At 49.3% G+C, this 20873-nt stretch carries 11 protein-coding genes; 5 read left to right on the forward strand and 6 right to left on the reverse strand.

The window, feature by feature from the left end; all coding sequences use genetic code 11:
* Positions 1-46: 46 nt before the first annotated feature.
* The 5 genes from ruvA (at position 47) to HHL17_RS07765 (ending at position 12194) form a co-directional block, all read left to right on the forward strand.
* On the forward strand, positions 47-637 hold the full coding sequence (ruvA, locus tag HHL17_RS07745) for a Holliday junction branch migration protein RuvA (protein ID WP_169224169.1): 591 nt from the start codon (positions 47-49) through the stop codon (positions 635-637).
* Positions 638-772: 135 nt separating this feature from the next.
* Complete coding sequence (gene sov / locus HHL17_RS07750) at positions 773-7948, forward strand: T9SS outer membrane translocon Sov/SprA (protein ID WP_240975106.1); 7176 nt, start codon at positions 773-775, stop codon at positions 7946-7948.
* Positions 7949-8107: 159 nt separating this feature from the next.
* Positions 8108-8476: a hypothetical protein gene (locus HHL17_RS07755; protein WP_169224171.1), complete on the forward strand. Its 369-nt coding sequence runs from the start codon at positions 8108-8110 to the stop codon at positions 8474-8476.
* 212 nt (positions 8477-8688) lie between these two features.
* Entirely contained in the window at positions 8689-10974 is a 2286-nt protein-coding gene (locus HHL17_RS07760) for a TonB-dependent receptor (protein ID WP_169224172.1), read from the forward strand.
* Between the two features lie 11 nt (positions 10975-10985).
* Positions 10986-12194 carry a sialidase family protein gene (locus HHL17_RS07765; RefSeq protein WP_169224173.1) on the forward strand — a complete coding sequence of 403 codons (1209 nt, stop codon included), beginning with the start codon at positions 10986-10988 and terminating at the stop codon, positions 12192-12194.
* Between the two features lie 77 nt (positions 12195-12271).
* On the opposite strand, the gene HHL17_RS07770 is transcribed toward HHL17_RS07765, so the two are convergent.
* The 6 genes from HHL17_RS07770 to lnt form a co-directional block, all read right to left on the reverse strand.
* Positions 12272-12427, reverse strand: a complete 156-nt coding sequence (locus HHL17_RS07770) for a hypothetical protein (RefSeq protein ID WP_169224174.1) — start codon at positions 12425-12427, stop codon at positions 12272-12274.
* A 159-nt stretch (positions 12428-12586) separates the two neighbouring features.
* Entirely contained in the window at positions 12587-13342 is a 756-nt protein-coding gene (locus HHL17_RS07775; protein WP_169224175.1) for an SDR family NAD(P)-dependent oxidoreductase, read from the reverse strand.
* A gap of 98 nt (positions 13343-13440) precedes the next feature.
* On the reverse strand, positions 13441-15369 hold the full coding sequence (locus HHL17_RS07780; RefSeq protein WP_169224176.1) for a PKD domain-containing protein: 1929 nt from the start codon (positions 15367-15369) through the stop codon (positions 13441-13443).
* A 154-nt stretch (positions 15370-15523) separates the two neighbouring features.
* Complete coding sequence (locus HHL17_RS07785) at positions 15524-18175, reverse strand: PKD domain-containing protein (protein ID WP_169224177.1); 2652 nt, start codon at positions 18173-18175, stop codon at positions 15524-15526.
* A gap of 36 nt (positions 18176-18211) precedes the next feature.
* Complete coding sequence (locus tag HHL17_RS07790) at positions 18212-19003, reverse strand: alpha/beta fold hydrolase (RefSeq protein WP_169224178.1); 792 nt, start codon at positions 19001-19003, stop codon at positions 18212-18214.
* Positions 18984-20597, reverse strand: coding sequence for an apolipoprotein N-acyltransferase (gene lnt, locus HHL17_RS07795; protein WP_169224179.1), 1614 nt, complete (start codon positions 20595-20597; stop codon positions 18984-18986). The genes HHL17_RS07790 and lnt overlap by 20 nt, the downstream gene beginning before the upstream one ends.
* Positions 20598-20873: the final 276 nt, after the last annotated feature.

A 20873-nucleotide genomic window follows, 5' to 3' on the forward strand; every position in this document is an offset into this window, starting at 1 on the left:
CCTCTTTTTTCGTAAGTTTAAGAAAATTATCGAACCTTTACCTTCTATGATCGCTTATTTGGATGGAAAATTGGCTTATAAGTCACCGGCTCTTGTTCATATGGATGTGCACGGAATAGGGTATGAAGTTCAGATCAGTCTTAATACCTATTCAAGGATACAGAGCCTGGACAGCTGCAAATTGTTAACCTTCCTGCAGATCAAAGAGGATGCACACACGCTGTATGGTTTTTTTGAAGAAACAGAAAAAAACCTGTTTCTCTTACTGATCAGCGTATCGGGAGTAGGCGCCAGTACGGCGAGAATGATGTTGTCTTCTCTTCAACCGGAAGACATCCAGCGGGCCATCATGATGGAAAATGAAAAAATGCTGGAAAGTGTAAAAGGCATAGGAGCCAAAACAGCCAAAAGAATCATTCTGGAACTGAAAGACAAGGTAATAAAACAAAAGGATACCGTTGGATTACAATTATCTGCTACCGTAAACAATACAATTCATGAAGACGCGTTAAATGCTCTGGTAACTCTTGGCATAGCCCGGAACATGGCGGATACGGCAATTCAGAGAGTTATGAAGAATGAACCACTATTGCAAAACTTGGAAGAGCTGATCAAAAAGGCCCTGAAAAGTTTATAATTATATCAAGACCTCTATAAAAACCTATTTTTCTTGGCAAGAAAGACTTATTATGGCGCTTTTGCAGTAATAGGAATTGTATCTTTTATCATTGTTGACACCGCCGCAAGGGAACGATCCGGGAATTTTCATTTTTTGAGCAGAACGAGTTGGAAGTCGGACACCACAATCACTGGTAATACCAAAATCGATACTACCGGGAAGAAAGATACCTTGAAATATCCCCTAAAGGACAGGCGCGGCCCCAGTATAGCGGATCCGGCGTCCAGGAATGTTATTGACCTGAACGACCCCGCCAATATCAACAAAACAGTAGAATACGATCCCGTTACCAAACAATACACCGTTACGGAGAAAATCGGTAATCAAAATTACCGTAACCCTACTTATATGAACTTCGACGAGTTCTATAAGCTCCAGTCAGCGCAAAGCGAAAGAAATTACTGGCAGAAACGGGCCAGCGCCCTTGGTAACCTTAACCAACGGGGCAACGGTCCGCAGCTGTATAACGGCAGCAACCTGTTTGACCGCATCTTTGGCGGCAGTAAAGTGGATATCCGTCCCCAGGGTAGCCTGGACCTCACTTTCGGCTATCAGGGCCAGAATATCAAAAACCCGGTACTGGTGGAACAAGCCCGGAAAAACGGAGGGTTCAACTTCGATATGGGCATCAACATGAACGTTACCGGCCGGATCGGGGATAAACTGAAACTCATTACCAACTATAACACCCAGTCCACCTTCGATTTTGAAAATCAGGTGAAACTGGAATATACCGGCTATAACGATGAAATTATCAAGAAAATAGAAGCCGGTAACGTAAGTTTCCCCCTGCGTAGCTCCCTGATATCCGGTATCCAATCGCTCTTCGGGGTGAAAACACAACTGCAGTTCGGCCGCCTCACTGTTACCAGTGTACTGTCCAACCAGAAGTCGCAGAAACAAAACCTCATGCTCAAAGGCGGTACCATGGTGCAGGATTATAACATCCGGGCCGACGAGTATGAAGACAACAGGCACTTCCTGCTGGCACAGTTCTACCGCGATACGTTCAACTATGCGATGTCTAATCTTCCCATCATCCGCTCCCTGTCCAATATCACCAGGATTGAGGTATGGGTGACGAATAAAACAGGGGCCACCACGCAAACCCGCGACATCGTGGGCTTGATGGACCTCGGTGAATATAAACCCTGGAACACCTCGATCAGGGTCAACACCACCTCTCATCTGCCTGACAGGGCCACGAACAACCTGTATGGAAGCATGATCAACGATCCGGCCAGCCGTAACACCAGCCTCGTCGTAAGCCGGTTGCTGGCATTAGGGCTTAAACCTGTGTCGGAATTTGAAAAAACTTTCGCCCGTAAACTGGATTCTACAGAGTATACGGTCAACAAACAACTGGGCTTCATCTCCCTTAACCAACAGCTGCAGCCAGATGAAGTACTGGCGGTAGCTTATCAATATACTTATAACGGCCGTACTTACCAGGTGGGTGAATTCTCACAGGACGTGCCACCGGACCAGAACAACAGCGCCAACTCCCCGGTACTGTTCCTGAAATTGCTGAAAGCCACGTCTGCCCGTCCGATCCTGCCTATCTGGAAGCTGATGATGAAAAACGTCTATGCTACCGGCGCCTTCCAGGTGAACAAGCAGGACTTTAAAATGGATGTCTTCTATAAAGACCCCGGTGCAGATGGAAGGCCCCCGAGCGACAAACGTTATCTCCCGGATGGCAAAGGCGATTATGCCGGCGCACCGATCATCACGGTGCTAAACCTGGACCGCCTCAATAACCAGCTGGACCCGCAACCGGACGGTGTGTTCGATTACGTGGAAGGATATACGATCAATTCCCTGACCGGTAAGATCATGTTCCCCATGCTGGAACCATTTGCCGACGGTCTGAAGAAAGCATTCGGCGGCGACGCTACCCTCGAAAAACAATACCTGTACCGCGTACTGTACGACTCCATTAAAGTGGTAGCACAACAGTTCCCGCAACTGAACCGCTACGTGATCCGAGGCTCCTATAAATCGGCCAACTCATCGGAAATCAACCTGGGTGGCGGTATCACTATTCCGCCCGGCTCCGTGACCGTTACGGCCGGAGGCCAGCTGCTGCGGGAAAACGTGGACTACATCATTGATTATAACCTCGGCAGGCTCAAAATCATCAACGGTGGGGTGCTCAACTCCGGCGTACCGATCAATGTACAGTTTGAAAACAACGCCCTGTTCGGACAACAGGTGCGAAACTACTTCGGTACCCGCTTCGATTACCTCGTTAATGATAAACTAAGCATCGGCGGTACCGTCGTTCGCATGACTGAACGGCCCTACTACCAGAAAGTGAACTACGGCGAAGACCCTATCAAAAACACGATGGTAGGTCTTGATGTGAACTATGCTTCTGAATGGAAAGGCCTGACCCGTTTCCTCGATAAACTGCCTAACTACAGCACTACTGCACCTTCCAATATCCTGTTCACCGGTGAGGTGGCCCGCCTCTTCCCCGGTCACAGTAAACTGATCAATCAGCCCGGCAGCAAACAGGGTACCGCTTATATCGACGACTTTGAAGGGGTGAAAAGCGGATATGACCTGAAGTTCCCGGCTACCAGCTGGGCGCTGGCTTCCACGCCGAAAGGCGCTACCAACGCGGCGGGTACTGTATTATTCCCCGAAGCGGAGTTGAGCAACGTATTTGAATATGGTAAAAACAGGGCTAAACTGGCCTGGTATATCTTGGAGCCTACCCTCCAGTTGCCCAAATCCCCGAACCTGCCGGCAGGCATCTCCCTGGATGACCAGTCAGACCCCCGCGTAAGGCTCGTTTACCAGAAAGAAGTGTTCCGTAACAGGTCTACCGACTTCGGCCAAAGCCAGCTCAGTACCCTTGACCTGGCCTACTATCCGACAGAAAGAGGCCCGTACAACTTCACCAGTAGTCCAACATCCATGGACCGCGATGGTAAACTGGCACGTCCGAAAGCAAGATGGGGCGGTATCATGCGCGCCATCGACAACAGCGACTTTGAAACGGCCAATATCGAATATATCGAGTTCTGGATTCAGGACCCCTTCATTAAAACACCCGGTAGCAGCGGAGGTTCCCTCTTCTTCAACCTGGGTAACGTATCAGAAGACATCCTCAAAGACTCGAAAAAATTCTTTGAAAACGGTATGCCCGACCCCCGGCAGGACCCGAATAAAATCGACTCCTCCAAATGGGGCCGCCAGCCTAAGTTCCAGCAACAGATCACACAGGCCTTCGATAATGATCCCAATATCCGCTCCTACCAGGACGTGGGATATGACGGTCTGAAATCTTCTGATGAAGCAGCTTTCTACAGAAGTTATATGGACACGATGGCCATGAACTTCGGCGGCTCTCCCGTATACCAACAGGCCCAGAGAGACCCGGCCAACGATGACTATAAGCACTACCGCAACGCCGATTACGACGCTGCCCGTGCCGGCATCCTCGAGCGCTATAAAAATTATAGCAATCCGGAAGGCAACTCACCGGTTTCTGATCCGAAATCCACTTTCTCTACCGCAGCTACCAATATCCCTGAATCGGAAGACCTGAACAGGGACAATACCATGAATGAAACGGAAGAATACTTCCAGTACCGTGTAGACCTTAAACCAGGTATGACCGTAGGTACCAACTACATTGTGGATAAAATTGATGCACCGGTAGACCTGCCTAACGGCCAGAAAACCACAGAAACATGGTACCAGTTTAAAGTGCCGCTGAACCAGTTCAACTCAAAAGTGGGCAATATCCCCGACTTTAAGTCCATCCGCTTCATGCGTATGTTCCTCACTGATTTCGCTGATCCTGTGGTGGTGCGTTTCGCCAAACTGGAACTGGTACGCAGCCAGTGGCGCCGTTATATGTATGAGCTGAGACCTGGCGACCCTGTGCCGTTAGACCAGACCACTACTTTTAACTCTTCCTCTGTAAATATTGAAGAGAACTCTTCCCGCAGCCCTATTCCGTATGTGCTGCCTCCGGGAGTGGTAAGACAGAATACCATCAGCACCAACAACACCACGCTGCAGCTGAATGAACAGTCTTTGTCTGTTCAGGTATGTAATCTTCAGGACGGTGAAATCCGTTCGCTGTATAAAACACTCAACATGGACCTGCGTCAGTACAAGAAAATGGAAATGTACATGCACGCAGAAGCCGTAGGTTCCGCCACCGCATTGAAAGATGGACAGGTACAGGCGGTGATCCGTATTGGTAGCGACTTTGTAAGCAACTACTACGAATACCGTATTCCGCTGAAAGTAACTGCCTGGAATTCGAAGGCTCCTATTGAAATATGGCCGGATGGCAATAATATGCAGCTCATCATGGAGCGCCTGAGCCAACTGAAACAGAAAAGGAACATGTGTGATTCCTGTTCTCCGCTGCTGGCTTATCCGATGACACCGGTGGCCGACGAATTCGGCAACTTCATGTCGGTAGTAGGTAACCCAAGCCTGGGTGATGCCCGCACCATGATGATCGGTGTCCTGAATCCGAAAGATGATGGTATGCCACGTTGTGCTGAGGTATGGTTCGATGAACTGCGCCTTTCTGATTTCGATGAAAAAGGTGGCTACGCCGCTCTCGGAAGACTGGACCTGCAACTGGCCGATCTGGGTACGCTCTCGCTGTCCGGAAATATGCATACGGCCGGTTTCGGTAATATCGACCAGCGGGTGAATGAACGTTTCCGTGATAACTTCCTGCAATACGATGCCGCGGCCAACCTCGATCTGGGTAAACTGCTGCCGAAGAGAGCAGGCATGTCTATCCCGGTATATGCCGGTTATTCACAATCGGTCAGCAATCCTGAGTATGACCCTTATGACCTTGATATTAAGCTGAAAGATAAACTCTCGCTGGCGAGGTCCAGATGGGAGCGGGACTCCATCCGTAAGAATGCGCAGGACTTCACCTCTATCACCAGCCTGAACTTTACCAACGTCCGGAAACTCAATATGCGACAAGGCAAGCGTCACCTGTGGGATATTGAGAACTTTGATGTCAGTTACTCGTTCTCGCAGATCAATCGCCATAACCCGCTTATTCAGAGTGACCTGCTGACCAAACACCGTGGTGGTATCGGGTACAATTTCGCTGGTCAGCCGAGATACCTGGAGCCGTTTAAGAAGCTGATCAAGACTAAAACGCACTGGCTGGACCTCATACGGGACTTCAATGTTAACTATGTGCCGTCTATCATCAGTTTCCGTGCAGACATTATCCGTCAGTTCGGGGCTTCCCGTATCCGCAACGTAGGCGGTGATGTGAAATACCAGTTGCCCGAGACGTATGATAAGTACTTCACTTTTGACCGTTATTATACCCTGAAATGGGACCTGACCCGCAGCCTCAATATAGAATTCAATGCGGTGAGCAATTCCCGTGTAGATGAACCTGCAGGCAGAATCAATACCGGGGCGAAGAAAGACACCATATGGCGTAACTTCTTCAAAGGTGGCCGTTCCGTGAACTATATGCATAATGCTAACTTCACGTATACGCTGCCTACTGCCAAGTTCCCGGCCCTTAGCTGGACCAACGTGGCCATCGGTTACAGTACGGAATACCGCTGGACAGGCGCTTCCCGACTGGCGCTTTACCTGGGTAACGCCATCGAGAATAGCATGCAGAAAACGATGACTGCTGAGTTTAAGTTTGTGGAACTGTACAATAAGTCCAAATTCCTCCGGCAGGTCAATGCACGCAAGCCTGTTTCCAACAATAACAATCAACAGAACAAAAACAACAATCAACAGAAAGATCAGCAGAACAATAACCAGTCGTCCTCCGACGAAATTAATCCGTGGGTGAAGGGTGTACTGAAAGCGCTGATGGCACTGAAAAGAGTTGGTTTCAATTATAACGAGAACGCTGGTACGCGTTTGCCTGGTTACCTGGACAGCACCAAAGTGCTGGGCATGAACTGGCAGTCGATGGCGCCGGGTATCGGTTTTGTACTGGGTAAACAGCCTGATAAAAAATGGCTGGATGATTTTGCGAAGAAAGGACTGATCACACGTGATCCGTCGTTGAACATACAGTTCCAGCAACAGTATACCCAACGCTGGGATTTACAGGCGCAATTGGAGCCGTTCAACGACCTGCGTATTGATCTGAGCATGACCAAGTCGTTTACCAAAACACATACAGAGCTGTATAAAAACCTGGTGGACACTAACGGCGTTGATCAGGGCTTCCAGCACCTGAGCCCGTATGACGCCGGTGGTTTTGAGATTTCCTACATCGCTATTCAAACGATGTTTGGTAAAATCAATACAGCAAATGGTGTGTCAGAAACGTTCCGCAACTTTGAAGCTTACCGGAATATTATTTCCAAGCGACTGGGTGCGGCCAACCCGTACAACAAAGATCCGGGTGTTCCGTCTGGTGATCCTAAAGATCCTGCTTACGCTTACGGTTATACCAGGTATGCACAGGACGTGCTGATTCCTGCGTTCCTCGCGGCATATACCGGTAAGTCACCGGACAAGATAGGGTTGCTGGAAGGACCGGGTAATACCGTGAAGAGCAATCCGTTCAGAAACTATGTACCAAGGCCTAACTGGCGTATTACGTATAATGGTCTGTCTAAGCTGGAACCTTTCCGCAGCTTCCTGACCAACTTTACGCTGACACACGGGTATATCGGCACGCTGTCGATGAACTCCTATAATACCTCCATGTATTATGAAGACCCGAGATTGGCAGGTTACCCGGCGTTCAGGGATACAATATCCGGCAACTACTATCCGTATTTCCTGGTACCTAACCTGACGCTGACAGAGCAGTTCTCTCCATTGCTGGGCGTGGACCTTACTTTCACCAACAGCCTCAATGCGCGGGTGGAATTCCGGAAGAGCCGTTCACTCAGCCTCAGCCTCATCGATTACCAGTTGACCGAATTGCGTTCCAGCGAAATAGTGATCGGCGCTGGGTATCGTATAAGAGGATTACAACTGCCTTTTGCAGTGGGTAAAAATGGTGGCAAGCGTCTTCAGAACGATCTTAACTTCCGGCTGGACCTGAGCTTCCGGGATGATAAGACAGCCAATAACCGTCTGGATGCCGACCTGGTGATTCCTACCAGCGGTCAGAAGGTGGTAGGCATTGCCCCGTCTATCGATTATGTGGTGAATAACCGCCTGAACCTGCGTTTCTTCTATGACCGCAGACAAACGATCCCTGTTATTTCCACCGCCTATCCGATTACGAATACCAGGGGGGGTATTACCTTCCGGTTCGTATTATCGCAATAGTTAATTAACAGATACGGCTATTATAGTATATCCCCGGGGTTTAGTCCCGGGGATTTTTTTTGCCCTTCGGGCGATACTTAACAAAAAGACTGATGATGCTTAACAATCGCCCTGATAAAAATCATGATCTCTTTAACATTTCTTTTATAAGTTTGTGTCGTGAAATATTTCCTCATCATATGCATTTCTTTGGGCCTCTTGCTGCAGACTTTCAGCAAAAGCCTCATTGTGCTGCAGTTCAGGGCGCAACAATCCTTTATTGCACAGGTGCTTTGCGAAAACCGCAATAAGCCCGAAATGCATTGTAACGGTAAATGTTATTTGAAAAAGAAACTGGATCGCGATGCCAGTCAGGACAAAAACAGCAACAGTAACAAAGAACGTTACGAAGTGATGTTTGTCAATGCCCTGCCTGAGCGGCTCACAGCGCCGTCTGCAGCACCTGTGGCGCACATCGTATTCTACGCCGATCCTTTCGTTGAAACCCCCATCCACACTATTTTCCATCCGCCGCAATCCCTGAGCTGATATTTGTTCGGAATGCCTTTTTTAGTTAGATAACCTAACAGCTGGATACCTATACTGGGCTGTCTACAGGCATGTTCCATCCTTCCCAGGGCTAAAGCCCCGGGTCAAGATATCAGCAGGCTTTTTAGCCGCCGATCCGTCTATATACATGATTATATTCCTGACAAACCAAGGTGTGCGCCTGCAAGGGCATACATCCAACTGACGACATAATGAAACAAATTTATTTACTGCTCATTGCCTGTTTGGCGATGCGGGCAGGCCATGCCCAGGAGCTGGCCGGACGCGTAGCAGATGCAAGGACACGGGAAGCCTTGCCTGGCGTAAGTGTGAACCTGATAGCAGCCGGAAAAGGCTGCACGAGTAATGCACAGGGACGATACACATTGCCTGTAACAGCGGGCCCTGATTCTCTGAAGATATCTTATGTGGGGTACATCACCCGGAAAATAGCCGCGTCAGCGGCAGCTCAAATGCCGGTCATCTACCTGGAAGCCAGTTCTACCAACCTGAATGAGGTGATCGTTTCCTCTTCCAGGGAAAAACAACGGCGAACAGAAGCGCCCATAGCCATCAGCACCATTTCCCCGCAAACACTACAGGAAACCAAAGCCACTACGCTCGATAAAGTGCTCAATAAAGTAAGCGGCGTATATATGGTAGACCTGGGAAATGAACAACATACCATGGCCATCCGGCAGCCTATTGGTTATAAAAGCCTTTTTCTATATCTCGAAGACGGCATTCCCATCCGCACCGTGGGCGATTTTAACCACAACGCCCTGATAGAAGTGAATATGGCGGCCCTGCGCAATATTGAAGTGATCCGCGGTCCTGCTTCTTCCCTGTATGGTAGCGAAGCGGTAGGCGGCGCGGTGAATTTTATCACGGCAGCGCCTACACTGGTACCTACTGCTAAAGTTCAGCTGGAAGCCAGCAACTGGGGGTATAAACGAACAGATTTCAGCGTGTCCGATACCAAAGGCAAAGCAGGTTTTTATGTAGGTGGTTATTACGCCGATCAGCGGAACGGCTATATGGACCACAGCGATTTTCATAAACTCGCCGTAACCGCCCGTACAGACGTACAGTTGAACGAACACAATAAATGGACCACCACTGCCACGCTGGTCAATTATAAAACAGATCAGACCGGCGGCCTTGACAGCGCCCATTTCTACGTCAAAGACTATACGAATTTCCAGACATTCAGCTACCGTGAAGTAAAAGCATTGCGTATCCGCAGCACGCTGGAACATGAATGGAATACCAGCAATCATACCAGTGTTACCGCCTTCTTCCGGCATAGCACCATCGGGCAAAATCCTTTTTATGCGATAAAAGATATCCGAAATACCCTCAAGGCAAGAGGAGAAATCAACAGTGATGCTTTCTACAGCTATGGCGTGATAGCACAGCATAAAAAAGATTTCAACTGGAAACAGGCGTCTCTGATAGCCGGTGTCAGCGCGGACTACAGTCCCGCTACCTATCATGCTAATTACATTGATATTACCAAAAATGCCGCTGGTTACTATACGGGTTATCAGGCTTCAGACTCCCTGCTGACCAATTACCGGGTGGGATTGCTGAATACCGCCGTGTACACCCAGTTCGCCTTTGCACCTGTGGAAAACATGCGGGTAGTGGCCGCGTTGCGTTATGACAGGATGGATTATGATTTTAATAACTACCTGCCACCATCTGCATTCACCGGGGCTCCCAGCGAAAGAAATAATTTTAATGCGCTCACTCCCAAGTTGGGGCTGACTTATAATCTGCAACACAATCGTGGTTTGTATGCGAACTATAGCAGAGGTTTTGCACCGCCCAATATTTCAGAACTATACAGAGGGGTGAAGGTGCCGGTCCTGAAATCAGCTACCTATGATAACTATGAGGCAGGTGGGTGGTTTGCTTTCGCTCATCAGAAAGGTTATGTGGATGTAAGTATCTACCAGATGAAAGGTACGAATGAAATTATCAGTGTACGCGATGCGGATGGCTCCTACGCCAACCAGAACGCCGGCGCCACCACACACCGGGGCATAGAGTGGAATGCGCGATATACGCCGGTGAAGTCTTTGTTCTTACGTACCAGCGGTACCTATGCGCGGCATATTTTCGATGCCTATACGGAGAATGGAAAAACATACGATCATAATGACATGAATGGCGCGCCTAAATGGATCACCAACACCGAGATCACCTGGAAACCTGTTTTCTTAAAAGGTTTCCGTATTGGTGGTGAATGGCAGCATATCAGCGGGTATTATATGGATGCCGCCAATACAGCGTGGTACAATGGGTACGATTTGTTTAACATCCGTACCGGATACCAGTGGAAAGGATTTGAATGCTGGTTGAATTGTATGAATGTTGGTGACCAGTTATATGCTACTACGGCGGAGAAATCTGCCTATGGGAAGAGTTATCGTATAGGGCCAAGGCAAACATTCAATGTTGGCGTGGCTTACACATTTGTTGGTAAGAAATAAAAAAACAGTTCGTGAAAAGAAGCATACTATATATAGCCATAGTGATGATGGGACTGGCTTCGTGCCGGCCAAAAGAGACAGCGCCGGTGGGTGCGGTGGTATTGTCGCAGGCAGGTAAAGATGCATCCTGTCCATACATTACCAAAGATGCAAAAGGGCGTACCGTGATCAGCTGGGTGGAAAAAGACAGTACGGCCGATACAGGTGTGATGTGTTATGCCGTTTCTAACGATAATGGATATACGTTTTCATCACCGGTGAAGATAACATCCACGGCCGGTGTATATCCGCATGCGGAAAACCTGCCGAAGCTGTTGTTTCAGCCTGATGGCGGTATCATCGCGTTGTTTGGCGTAGAACAGCATGATCCGCGGAATAAGTACGCCGGTAAAGTGATGTATGCGGCATCGGTTGACAGTGGCCGTACCTGGGGAGCGCCGGTGCCACTGGTGACAGATACGGCTGGTTATGATCAGCGTTATTTTGACATGGCCTTGTTGCCGGACGGAGAGGCTGCCGCTATCTGGCTGGACAACCGTAAGGATACCAAAGCGGAGGGCTCCACCCTGTACTGGGCGGTAACCAAAGGGAAGAACGGTTTCCAGGCAGCGAAGCCTATCGCGAATACGGTGTGCCAGTGTTGCCGTACCCGTTTGTATGTAGCCGGCAATGGCGATATCCATGTGGCCTACCGGGATATTATCAACGATTCTATCCGGGATATGGTGCACCAGGTGTCTGTAGACGGTGGCCGGTCTTTCAGTGAGCCGGTACGTATCAGCGCGGACAACTGGGTGGTGAACGGATGCCCGCATACAGGGCCTGCCCTCACCGCCAATAAAAACGGGCTGCATTTTGCCTGGTTTACCATGGGCAGTGGGCAGGGCGTTTTTTATGCTGCATCGAAAGATAACGGTAAAACCTATACGCAGAAGGAATCACTCAGCAAAGCGCCAATGGCCAAACACCCGCAGATAGTGACCATTCCGGACGACCGGGTGGTGATTGTTTGGGACGAGCCGGTGAAGTGGCAGGGTGATTTCCGTAGCAGGGTAGGGATAGCGATAAAATCGCCCGAAGGGCAAACCATTACCAGTCGCACATTGACAGCGGACAGTGTGTATGCCACCTATCCGGTGGCTGGTGCGGTAGACAGCAAAACCGTACTGGTGGCTTATACCCGTAAGGGCGAAGTCGTATATGAGAGAGTATCCATCTAAATATCAAAATACCAAAATACCCAAATGAAACAGGGCCAGACATTTGTCCGGCCCTGTTTCATTTGATAATTTCTTACTCAGCTATAGCTCCAGCTATAACCCTCACTCCAGTCTTTGCGGGATGCCCAGCGGCCATAAGAGCCTCTACGGGTCTTTCCGAAATAAAGGCGCCACTGTTCTTTCCATCTAGGATAATACAGGCGCAATACGTACATAGTTAAGAACGTAAGCATAGGGATATGGTTTTCAGTAAGAGGATAGTCTTATCGTCTCGGATTTAGTCTGATGATGATGGCATTGGTATAAATTTTTTACACATAGGGTATGTAAAAAATATATAAATGATTTCAAATATAGAAAAACGGACTTAACTATGTACTCACATAAACGTGTTAATTTTTATCAATATAATAGGCGTTAGCCTGTTGCAACGGTGTTAGTACCAGGTCATTGATACACACATGCGGAGGCAGGGACGTGCAGTAATACACTACATCAGCCACATCTTTGGCGCTCAACGGAATAAAGCCTTTATAGAATTCTTTGGCCTTGTTTTCATCACCTTTGAAACGAACAATGGAAAACTCTGTTTCCGCAGCACCCGGGTGGACGGCCGTCACTTTGATCCGGTAAGGCAGCAGGTCTATCCGCATGCCCTGTGTGATAGCGTCTACGGCAGCTTTGGAGGCGCAATACACATTGCCTTTGGCGTATACATTTTTAGCGGCGGTAGAACCGATATTGATGATGTGGCCGTGAGTACGGGCGCGCATCCATGGAATCACCACACGTGACACGTACAGCAAACCTTTTATATTAGTGTCTATCATCGCGTTCCAGTCATCCAGGTCTCCTTCATCGATGGTACTGAGACCGGCAGCCAGTCCGGCATTGTTGACCAGTATGTCCACCGCTTTCCATTCTTCAGGAATACCATGCAGCGTTTCCTGTACGGCCTTTTCATCACGTACATCGAAATTCAACGCCAGTACATTGGCGCCATATTCCTGTGATAACTGTATCTGTAAAGCGTCGAGCCTTTCTTTGCGCCGGCCGGTGATGATCACATCATATCCTTTTGAGGCAAATGTTTCTGCGCATGCCTGGCCAAAACCAGCGGTAGCACCTGTGATAAGAACGATTCCCATAATAACTGATTAATGGCGATCACCATGGGTGAATGCCTGTTGAAACAATACTGTAAAATTAGCGTGATATTGCCTAAAAACGATACTTTTTCCGGTGGTCAACGGATGAGCGTGACAGTGCCCTTTTTAAATATTTCCCGGCCATTAAAATCAGTGCCTTGTAATATCCAGAGGTAGGTGTCCACCGGGGCGGGCATTCCTTTGTAGGTACCGTCCCATCCGCTTCTGAAGTCGGTAGACGAATAGATTTCCTGTCCCCAGCGGTTAAATATCCGGAAGAATTTATAATTGACAATGCCCACGGGAATAAAGCGGAAGCGGTCGTTGATACCGTCGCCATTGGGGGTGAAGGCGTTGGGGATGTACATCTCCGGGCCGGTATAATATTTTACGCTGATGGTATCATATCCGGTACAGCCCTGCTGATTGGACACCCGCAGTACATAAGTGATGTCTTTGTTATAGTTCAGCAACGGGTGTGCAATACCGGGATCGCTCAGGCCATCGGAAGGCTGCCAGGAATAAATATTGCCGCCGCTGCCCTGCATGACCATGGTCTGCCCTTTGGCCAAAATGGTATCATTGCCGGCAAAAGGAAATACTTCGTATATGCGTATGCTTTGGGTAACCGTTTTATCGCATTGTTTATCGGTATGCAACGTGAGGGAAACGGTGTAGAGGTTGCCTTTATCGAACCGGTGCGCTATGTCACGCGTGTTGCCCATGACCAGCACACTGTCTGCTACGCCGAATTCCCACGTGCGGCTGATAATGTTGCCCCAGCGATAAGAGGAAGTGTCGGTGAAGCTGATAGGGTCTCCTTTGCAAACCCCGCTGCTGGTAAAGCCTGCCTGTAACCCGGGATAATTGCGCACGATTCCGGTAATACTGTCACTACAGGAAAGGTGAGGGTTGACTACCAGTTTTACTTTATAAACACCGGTATCCGGATACTGGTGAAAGAAAATGGTTTTGTCTGCTGTAGTAGTATCAGTACCATCCCCGAAGGTCCAGTAATAGGAAGATGTATAACCCGCTATACTGTAATTGGGGAACGCTACCTGTAGTTCAGGTGATTCCGTACAGTTGTTGAGTACCGATGGGAAACCGGCCACAATCTTGGTGGTACAGTCAAACACAGTGAGCAGGATATCTTTGCTATGGGTGCCCAATAGTCTTTTAGTCACCCTGTCAAACTCGTTCACACATACCGTGACCACGAATTTACCTGCCCTGTCGGGCGTGCAGGTGATCATGCCCTGATTATCGATCGAGATGGCCGGATTACCGCCCATCGGGTTGGAGCCGGAATACGGTGGGATATACCGTACCGTGGAATTGTAGGGCGGAGGGGTGGTGGAATTGGTTTCATTGTTGACTGTGCCATCTGTCAACGCGCTGCAAAGATGATAGGTCAGACTGTCGCCATCTTCATCAAAAGCAGCATAGTTTATTTTGAACGGCATCTTATTACAAATCACAATGGCGGAGTCTTTGTTGAAATAAGCGCTGTTGTTGTAGGGCCTGGATTCTGTGCCGGGTATGATGGTATAGTAGGTAGAGCCTTCATGCTCGGAATCATATATGTTGGTCAGCTTTTCACCCCGGCAGCAACGTTGTGATGCTACATAGTATCCTCCGGGTATAGGCGCCAGGTCTATAGTGGCAGTATAAAAGGCTACTTCAAGATGCTGTGCCTGCGGAGCGAGACAGGGATTTTTGAGGGTATCTATCAGGGGGACTACCTTGCTGATATAGAGGTATACGGAAGACAGCACCCGGGTGCCGCTGGCGGTGTATACATTGGCCGCCACCGGATTTTCGAACCGGTCAATACAACCCTGCCGGTCGCCGCAGGTAAAGTCTGCGTCACGGTATAGTTTAAGGGTGATGAGATAATGGTAGCGGGAATTATCTCCATTCATACCTATCGTCTTGTAATAAATTTCGCCACCAATGATGTGGTAGGCGGCTGTGTGGAGATGAAACAAACAGCAGCCAAGTACCAATAACAGGGTGCTCTTCATGTTTGGGGGTTACTACTATCTGAATTTAACAAAAAAAAAGCAGACCCGGTTCAATCGGATAGGGGTTTATTTCCCGGTACCACAGAGGGTTTGAGGTGAGTTGATTACATGCAATTAAATATCGGAATACCTAATGACTTACCTGTCAGCAGATTTATCTGACAAGGGTGACGGTGCCTTTCCGGAGTACGGTTTTATTGTTGACGTCCTTGCCTTGTACCACCCATACATAGGTGCCGATAGGTGCAGGCTGGCCATTTACCCTGCCATCCCATCCCTTCATGTAAGCGGTGTTGTCGTACATCAGTTTTCCCCAGCGGTCAAACACGCGGAAGAAGTCCATTTGTACCATGCCCACCGGTATCGGCCGGAATACATCGTTCAGCCCATCTCCATTGGGCGAAAAGGCGTTAGGGATATAGATTTCCGGACCTGCAATGAAACGAATGAAGATATCGTCAGTGCCGGAGCAACCTTCTTTGCTGTAGGCTGTAACGGTATAGGTAACATCACGGTTGATCAGCGTCACCGGATTGGGGATGTTAGGATTGTTCAAACCGGTGACCGGCGTCCAGGTATACCGCAAACCACCAGTGGCCAGCAGCTGGAACGGCACATTGAGCATAACGATGGTGTCGTTGCCTGCAAAGGCATGTACCTGGGGTACGACCTGTACCAGTACACTGGCAGTCACTTTTTTAGGGCATCCCAGTGTATCCGTGACAGTTACCGTAAAACGGGTGGTGTCTACAGGGTAGGCAAAGGTATTAGGAAGGGTGGGATCTTTCACATAAAAGGAAGGGGTCCATCTGTAGGAGGAGCCACCTTCGGCCCGCAGGAGAACAGGCATGCCGAAACAGATCGTTGTGTCCGGGTAGGCAACTGCCTTGGGCGGGTCTACTACCTTCAGGCTAACGGTATCGGCTGTATAACATTTTCCGAGACTGGCCAGGACGCTGTAAGTCTGCCGGGGAGGGGCCGGTGTAACAAATGCATCGATCAGGTTACTGACCACCTGGTTGTTGCCCAGGTTGGTCCACTGATAGGCATAGGCGCCGTCTGTTTCTACGGAGAGATGGACTTCATCGCCGGTGCAAACGGTACTGTCGCCTGGTACTGTCTGAATCAGTAGTGAGTCCCTTACATCAATCGCGATCCTTTTTTCGTTGGTGCATCCCTGTTGGTCGGTGAACTTAACGGTGTAGGCTGTGTCTATCCTGGGAAACACGATCGGATTGGGCGTATTGGGATTCAATATTTTATAGTTGTCCGGTGTCCATTGGTAGGTGCCCGGCATATCGGAGGCGGCCCACATATGGAGGCTGTCCCTGTAGCACAGCAGGGTGTCTGCAGTAGCGCTGAAGGGCGGACGGTCATATACGGTAAACGGATGGAGGATGTTTTTTTCACAGCCCACAGTAGAGCGTACAAACAGTTGCACATTATAGGTGCCTGGTTGTTTATACTGGAAGCGGGGAGCGGGAGTATTGGTCGTATCATCGGCATTGCCGGTGCCGAAATCCCATTTGTAGTAGGACACTATGCCGCGGTCTACCCGCGTTACATCCGGTGTAAATACAGAAGGTTTTTCGGTACACAGTCCGGCCACCCTGAAATCAGGATCGAATTTCGGATAGGCGTATACGGTAGCCATGGCGCTGTCGCCGCAGTTACTGTCTTTGTCCACCCATAGCTTTACGGAATAAGTTCCTTCTTTGGCGTAGGTATGGGGAAGGGGATCGGGGGAGGTGACCGTCAGCAGGGGCGTACCGTCGCCGAAGTCCCAGGTGTAGGGTTTGCCTAAGGTACTGTTGTTGATGAAGGTGATCGTAAGGCTGCTGCAGTCGGCATATTTTTCCGGCATGGCGGCAGTCACCTGCTTGATACAGGTGGTCACAGTGATATGAAAATCTTTGCGGAGGGTACCTATTTTTTTTCCGTTACGGTATTCATTCACACAGACAGTCACCACATATTTTCCGGCGGCGGGTGCGGTACCGGAGATGATGCCGGTTTTGCGGTTAATAACAACCTTAGGTCCGAGGGGAGACCCTCCACTGAAAGGAGAAATGTACTGCACAAAATCATAGGGAGGATTCTTTGCCATGGGAGGGATTCCGTTTTGTGGTGTCAGGTCACCGCCCTTGTAGGCGTCACAGAATTCATATTCCAGCTGGTCACCGTCGATGTCGGATGCAGAAAAATCGTATTCAAACTTTTTGTCGGCGCACACCAGGATCGCTTCTTCTTTGTTAAAAGCCGGGCTGGAGTTTTTCACCGTGTTGCTCACCGGGTCCACAGCGCCGGTTTTGGTGCCCGGGATTTCTGCAAAATAGGTGGCGCCGGTGCCGCGGTCGTTAGATCCCTGAATGGGTTCAGCCACGATATTCATCATAAAGGGATCGCGGCAACAGCTCTGAAAGGCTATCGTGTATCCGTCTTCGTTACTGGGCAGGGTGATAGTTGTCTCATAGGTACCTACCTGGAAGCAGATTCTGGGCGGGTTGACAATACAAGGATCTATCTGGGTGGCGGTTTTAACTTCGAAGTTGGTGCGGTCAATCGGGTATTGGGCAACGTAGCCGTTATTTTTTTTATCGAAAGAAGCCAGGATAACGCTTCTGGGCATTTCTGCAATCCGCTCCCCGGTTTCACAGATGCGGTATAGCTTCAGTGTTACCTGGTAGGTGTTCATTCCGCTTTCGGACCGTAGTAATTTGTAGAAAATCTGGCCGCCGATAATATGGCTGGCATACACGGGGAGAGTGCATACAAAGCATATCAGGAGAAGAGTTATTTTCTTCAAAGCAGGGCGATTTTGGTTGTGGTGATAAAAGTCTTGTCAAAGTTGACAGAACTCCACAAACTGCTGCAGGATCAGGTTGGCAGTTTCATATATTTCCCACATTCCCATATGTCCCACTTCATCGAAAATATGAATGCTGCTTACCCTGGGGAGGGTTATCTGCGGCAATATGATGTCTGTCGGTATGGCTGCATCATCTTTTCCGATGATGAACAGCACAGGTATCGTTGTGTTTTTGAGTATGCCGGTGCGGTCCGGGCGCTGCATCATAGCTTCATAATAGGCTATCATAGCTGCGTCGGTGCACTGCATGCCCATTTGTACATAGGCGTCTGTACGGTCAGGCTGCGCAGTTTTGAATACGGGACTGAACATGTTTGGCAGGGTTTGTCTGACAAAAGTTTCAGCGCCATATTGTTGTATCATCCGGATGGATTTCCGGCGGGCTTCTTTTTTCTCCTCGGTGTCCGCGGTGGCTGTAGAGTGGAATAGTCCCAGTCCCTGCACCAGCTGCGGGTATTTTTCAGTGAGCGCGAGGGCTACATAGCCGCCCATAGAATGACCGATGATCGTTGCTTTATCCACATTTTCGGCTAACAGGATGGTATACACGTAATCTGCCATGGACTCGATGGTCAGTGGTGTTGTCAAAGGGACGTTTCCTGCACCCGGAAGGTCCGGGGTGATAACGCGGAAGCGGTCTTTGAGATAAGCCTGCTGGATGTCCCACAGACCGGCATTTTCTGCAAAACCGTGAATGAGTACTACCACCGGGCCGGTGCCCTGATCATCGTATTGGCTGTTTCCGTTATCCGTTGTTTTCCGCATGTCTTAAGCCGGGAATAAATCGTGAAATAAAAGCATGTACCAGCAACAAGATACAAAATATTACTGCTCCTTTGGACAGAAGATCGCCATTTCTGACGTAGAACGTTTGTTCCCGCCTGGGAGTTACAGCTGCCTTAAAAACGGCTTCCTCCCAGTAGGGTTGCGGTTGATACAGGTTGCCCGCAGGGTCTATCACGGCAGAGATGCCGGTATTGGCGCTTCTCACTACCCATTTGCGGGTTTCGATCGCACGTATACGGGCATACTGCAGATGTTGCCGGTGCCCTTCGGTGCGGCCCCACCAGCCGTCGTTGGTGATGACCATCAGCAGGTCGGCACCGGATTTCGTACCGTCTGCCACGTAGTCGCTGAAAACAGACTCGTAACAAATGGTGGGAAATATATTGATGCTGTCTGCTGGGTTGGTCAGCAGGGTAGCGCCAGGCGTACGGCCATAGCCACCGGTAATGCCGCCAAAATCGAGGGCCAGCGTTTGCATGAAGGAGAGGTACCGTACATAGGGAATCAGCTCTACGCCGGGCACCAGTTCATATTTATGGTAAACCTGGATGTTTTGTGAGGTGTCAATTTGCAGGGCAGTATTGAACGGCTCCCATGCAGTGCCGTCTTCCATCCGGCGGGCGGTGGCGGGTACTTCCTCCGTCCCACTGTACTGTTTCATGGTAACAGCGCCGGTGATCACTTTGGCTTTAGGATACCGCAACAGCATGCGGCGGATGGCCTGTACCTCCGGTTGGTAGTTCAACTGGTGCTCCCAGGCGCCCTGGGGAAACAGGGCTGTTTCCGGCCATACAATATATCGGGTAGTGCTGTCTGCTTTGGATTCTGAAAGACGGATGAACTTTTCCAGTTGCTGCATCACAGAGCTGGGCGTAAACTTTTCATCATAGGGATCGATGTTGGGCTGCACCACGACCACACTGATTTTCCGCGCCGGATCGTCCGGCGTGGGGTGGATGAATGTGGAGCAGAGCAGGGGCAGCAGGATGACAGCTGCCGGTTTCCATATTTCCTGGCGGAGCAGTTGGCCCCAGCTGAGGTCGTATATCCGTGCCCGTTTCCACACCTGGTAAAGCGTGATGTTGGCCAGCAGTACCCAGAGGGTGCCGCCGCTGGCGCCGGTGAACTGGTACCATTGTATCCATCCCGGCCTCATGGCGAATGCGTTGCCCAGCACGAGCCAGGGCCAGCTCAGTTCCCATGTCTGATGTATCAGTTCAAACGTGAGCCAATATACGATCAGGGCAAAATAAGACACTGTTTCCGGGAGGCGCCGGCGGCTGTTCTTGTAAGCCAGCCAGGGAATGCTCATCAGCAGCGCGTTAAAGCTGTTGGCGAATACACCGCTGGCGGGTACAGTGGTGTTGCCTACCCACCAGGTAGTCGCCACATTCCATATCAAAAAAGAGAAAAATATCCATCCAAAATATTTCCCCCTGTGCTGTACTTTTTCTGTCAGGTACAATAATGGTGTGAAACCGATGAAAACCAGTGGGGTCAGGGACATAGTGGGCCAGGCCAGCCATAATAACAGGCCGCTGAAAATGCTGCAGAGGAAAACGGATAATTTCATGATTGGATATAAATCAAACAGGGGCGAAGATAAGGAAAGCACCCGCGCTATTTTAAGTAGATTTTAATGATTTAATTCAATATTAAAACGGACATTTATTATAGTCACATGATAAAAAAACAGGAAATCTCTTGATAAGTAGAGAATATGAATTATGAAAAATCATATATGTCTGCTCTTGAAAAGTTTAACAATTTTTTCATAATTTAGACCATTCGATGATACATATCGGACTGATCGCATAAAAAGTATGTAACTGTCCACAACGCGTTATAA

The organism is Chitinophaga fulva (assembly GCF_012927205.1).
In the GTDB taxonomy this organism is placed as follows: Bacteria; Bacteroidota; Bacteroidia; order Chitinophagales; family Chitinophagaceae; genus Chitinophaga; species Chitinophaga fulva.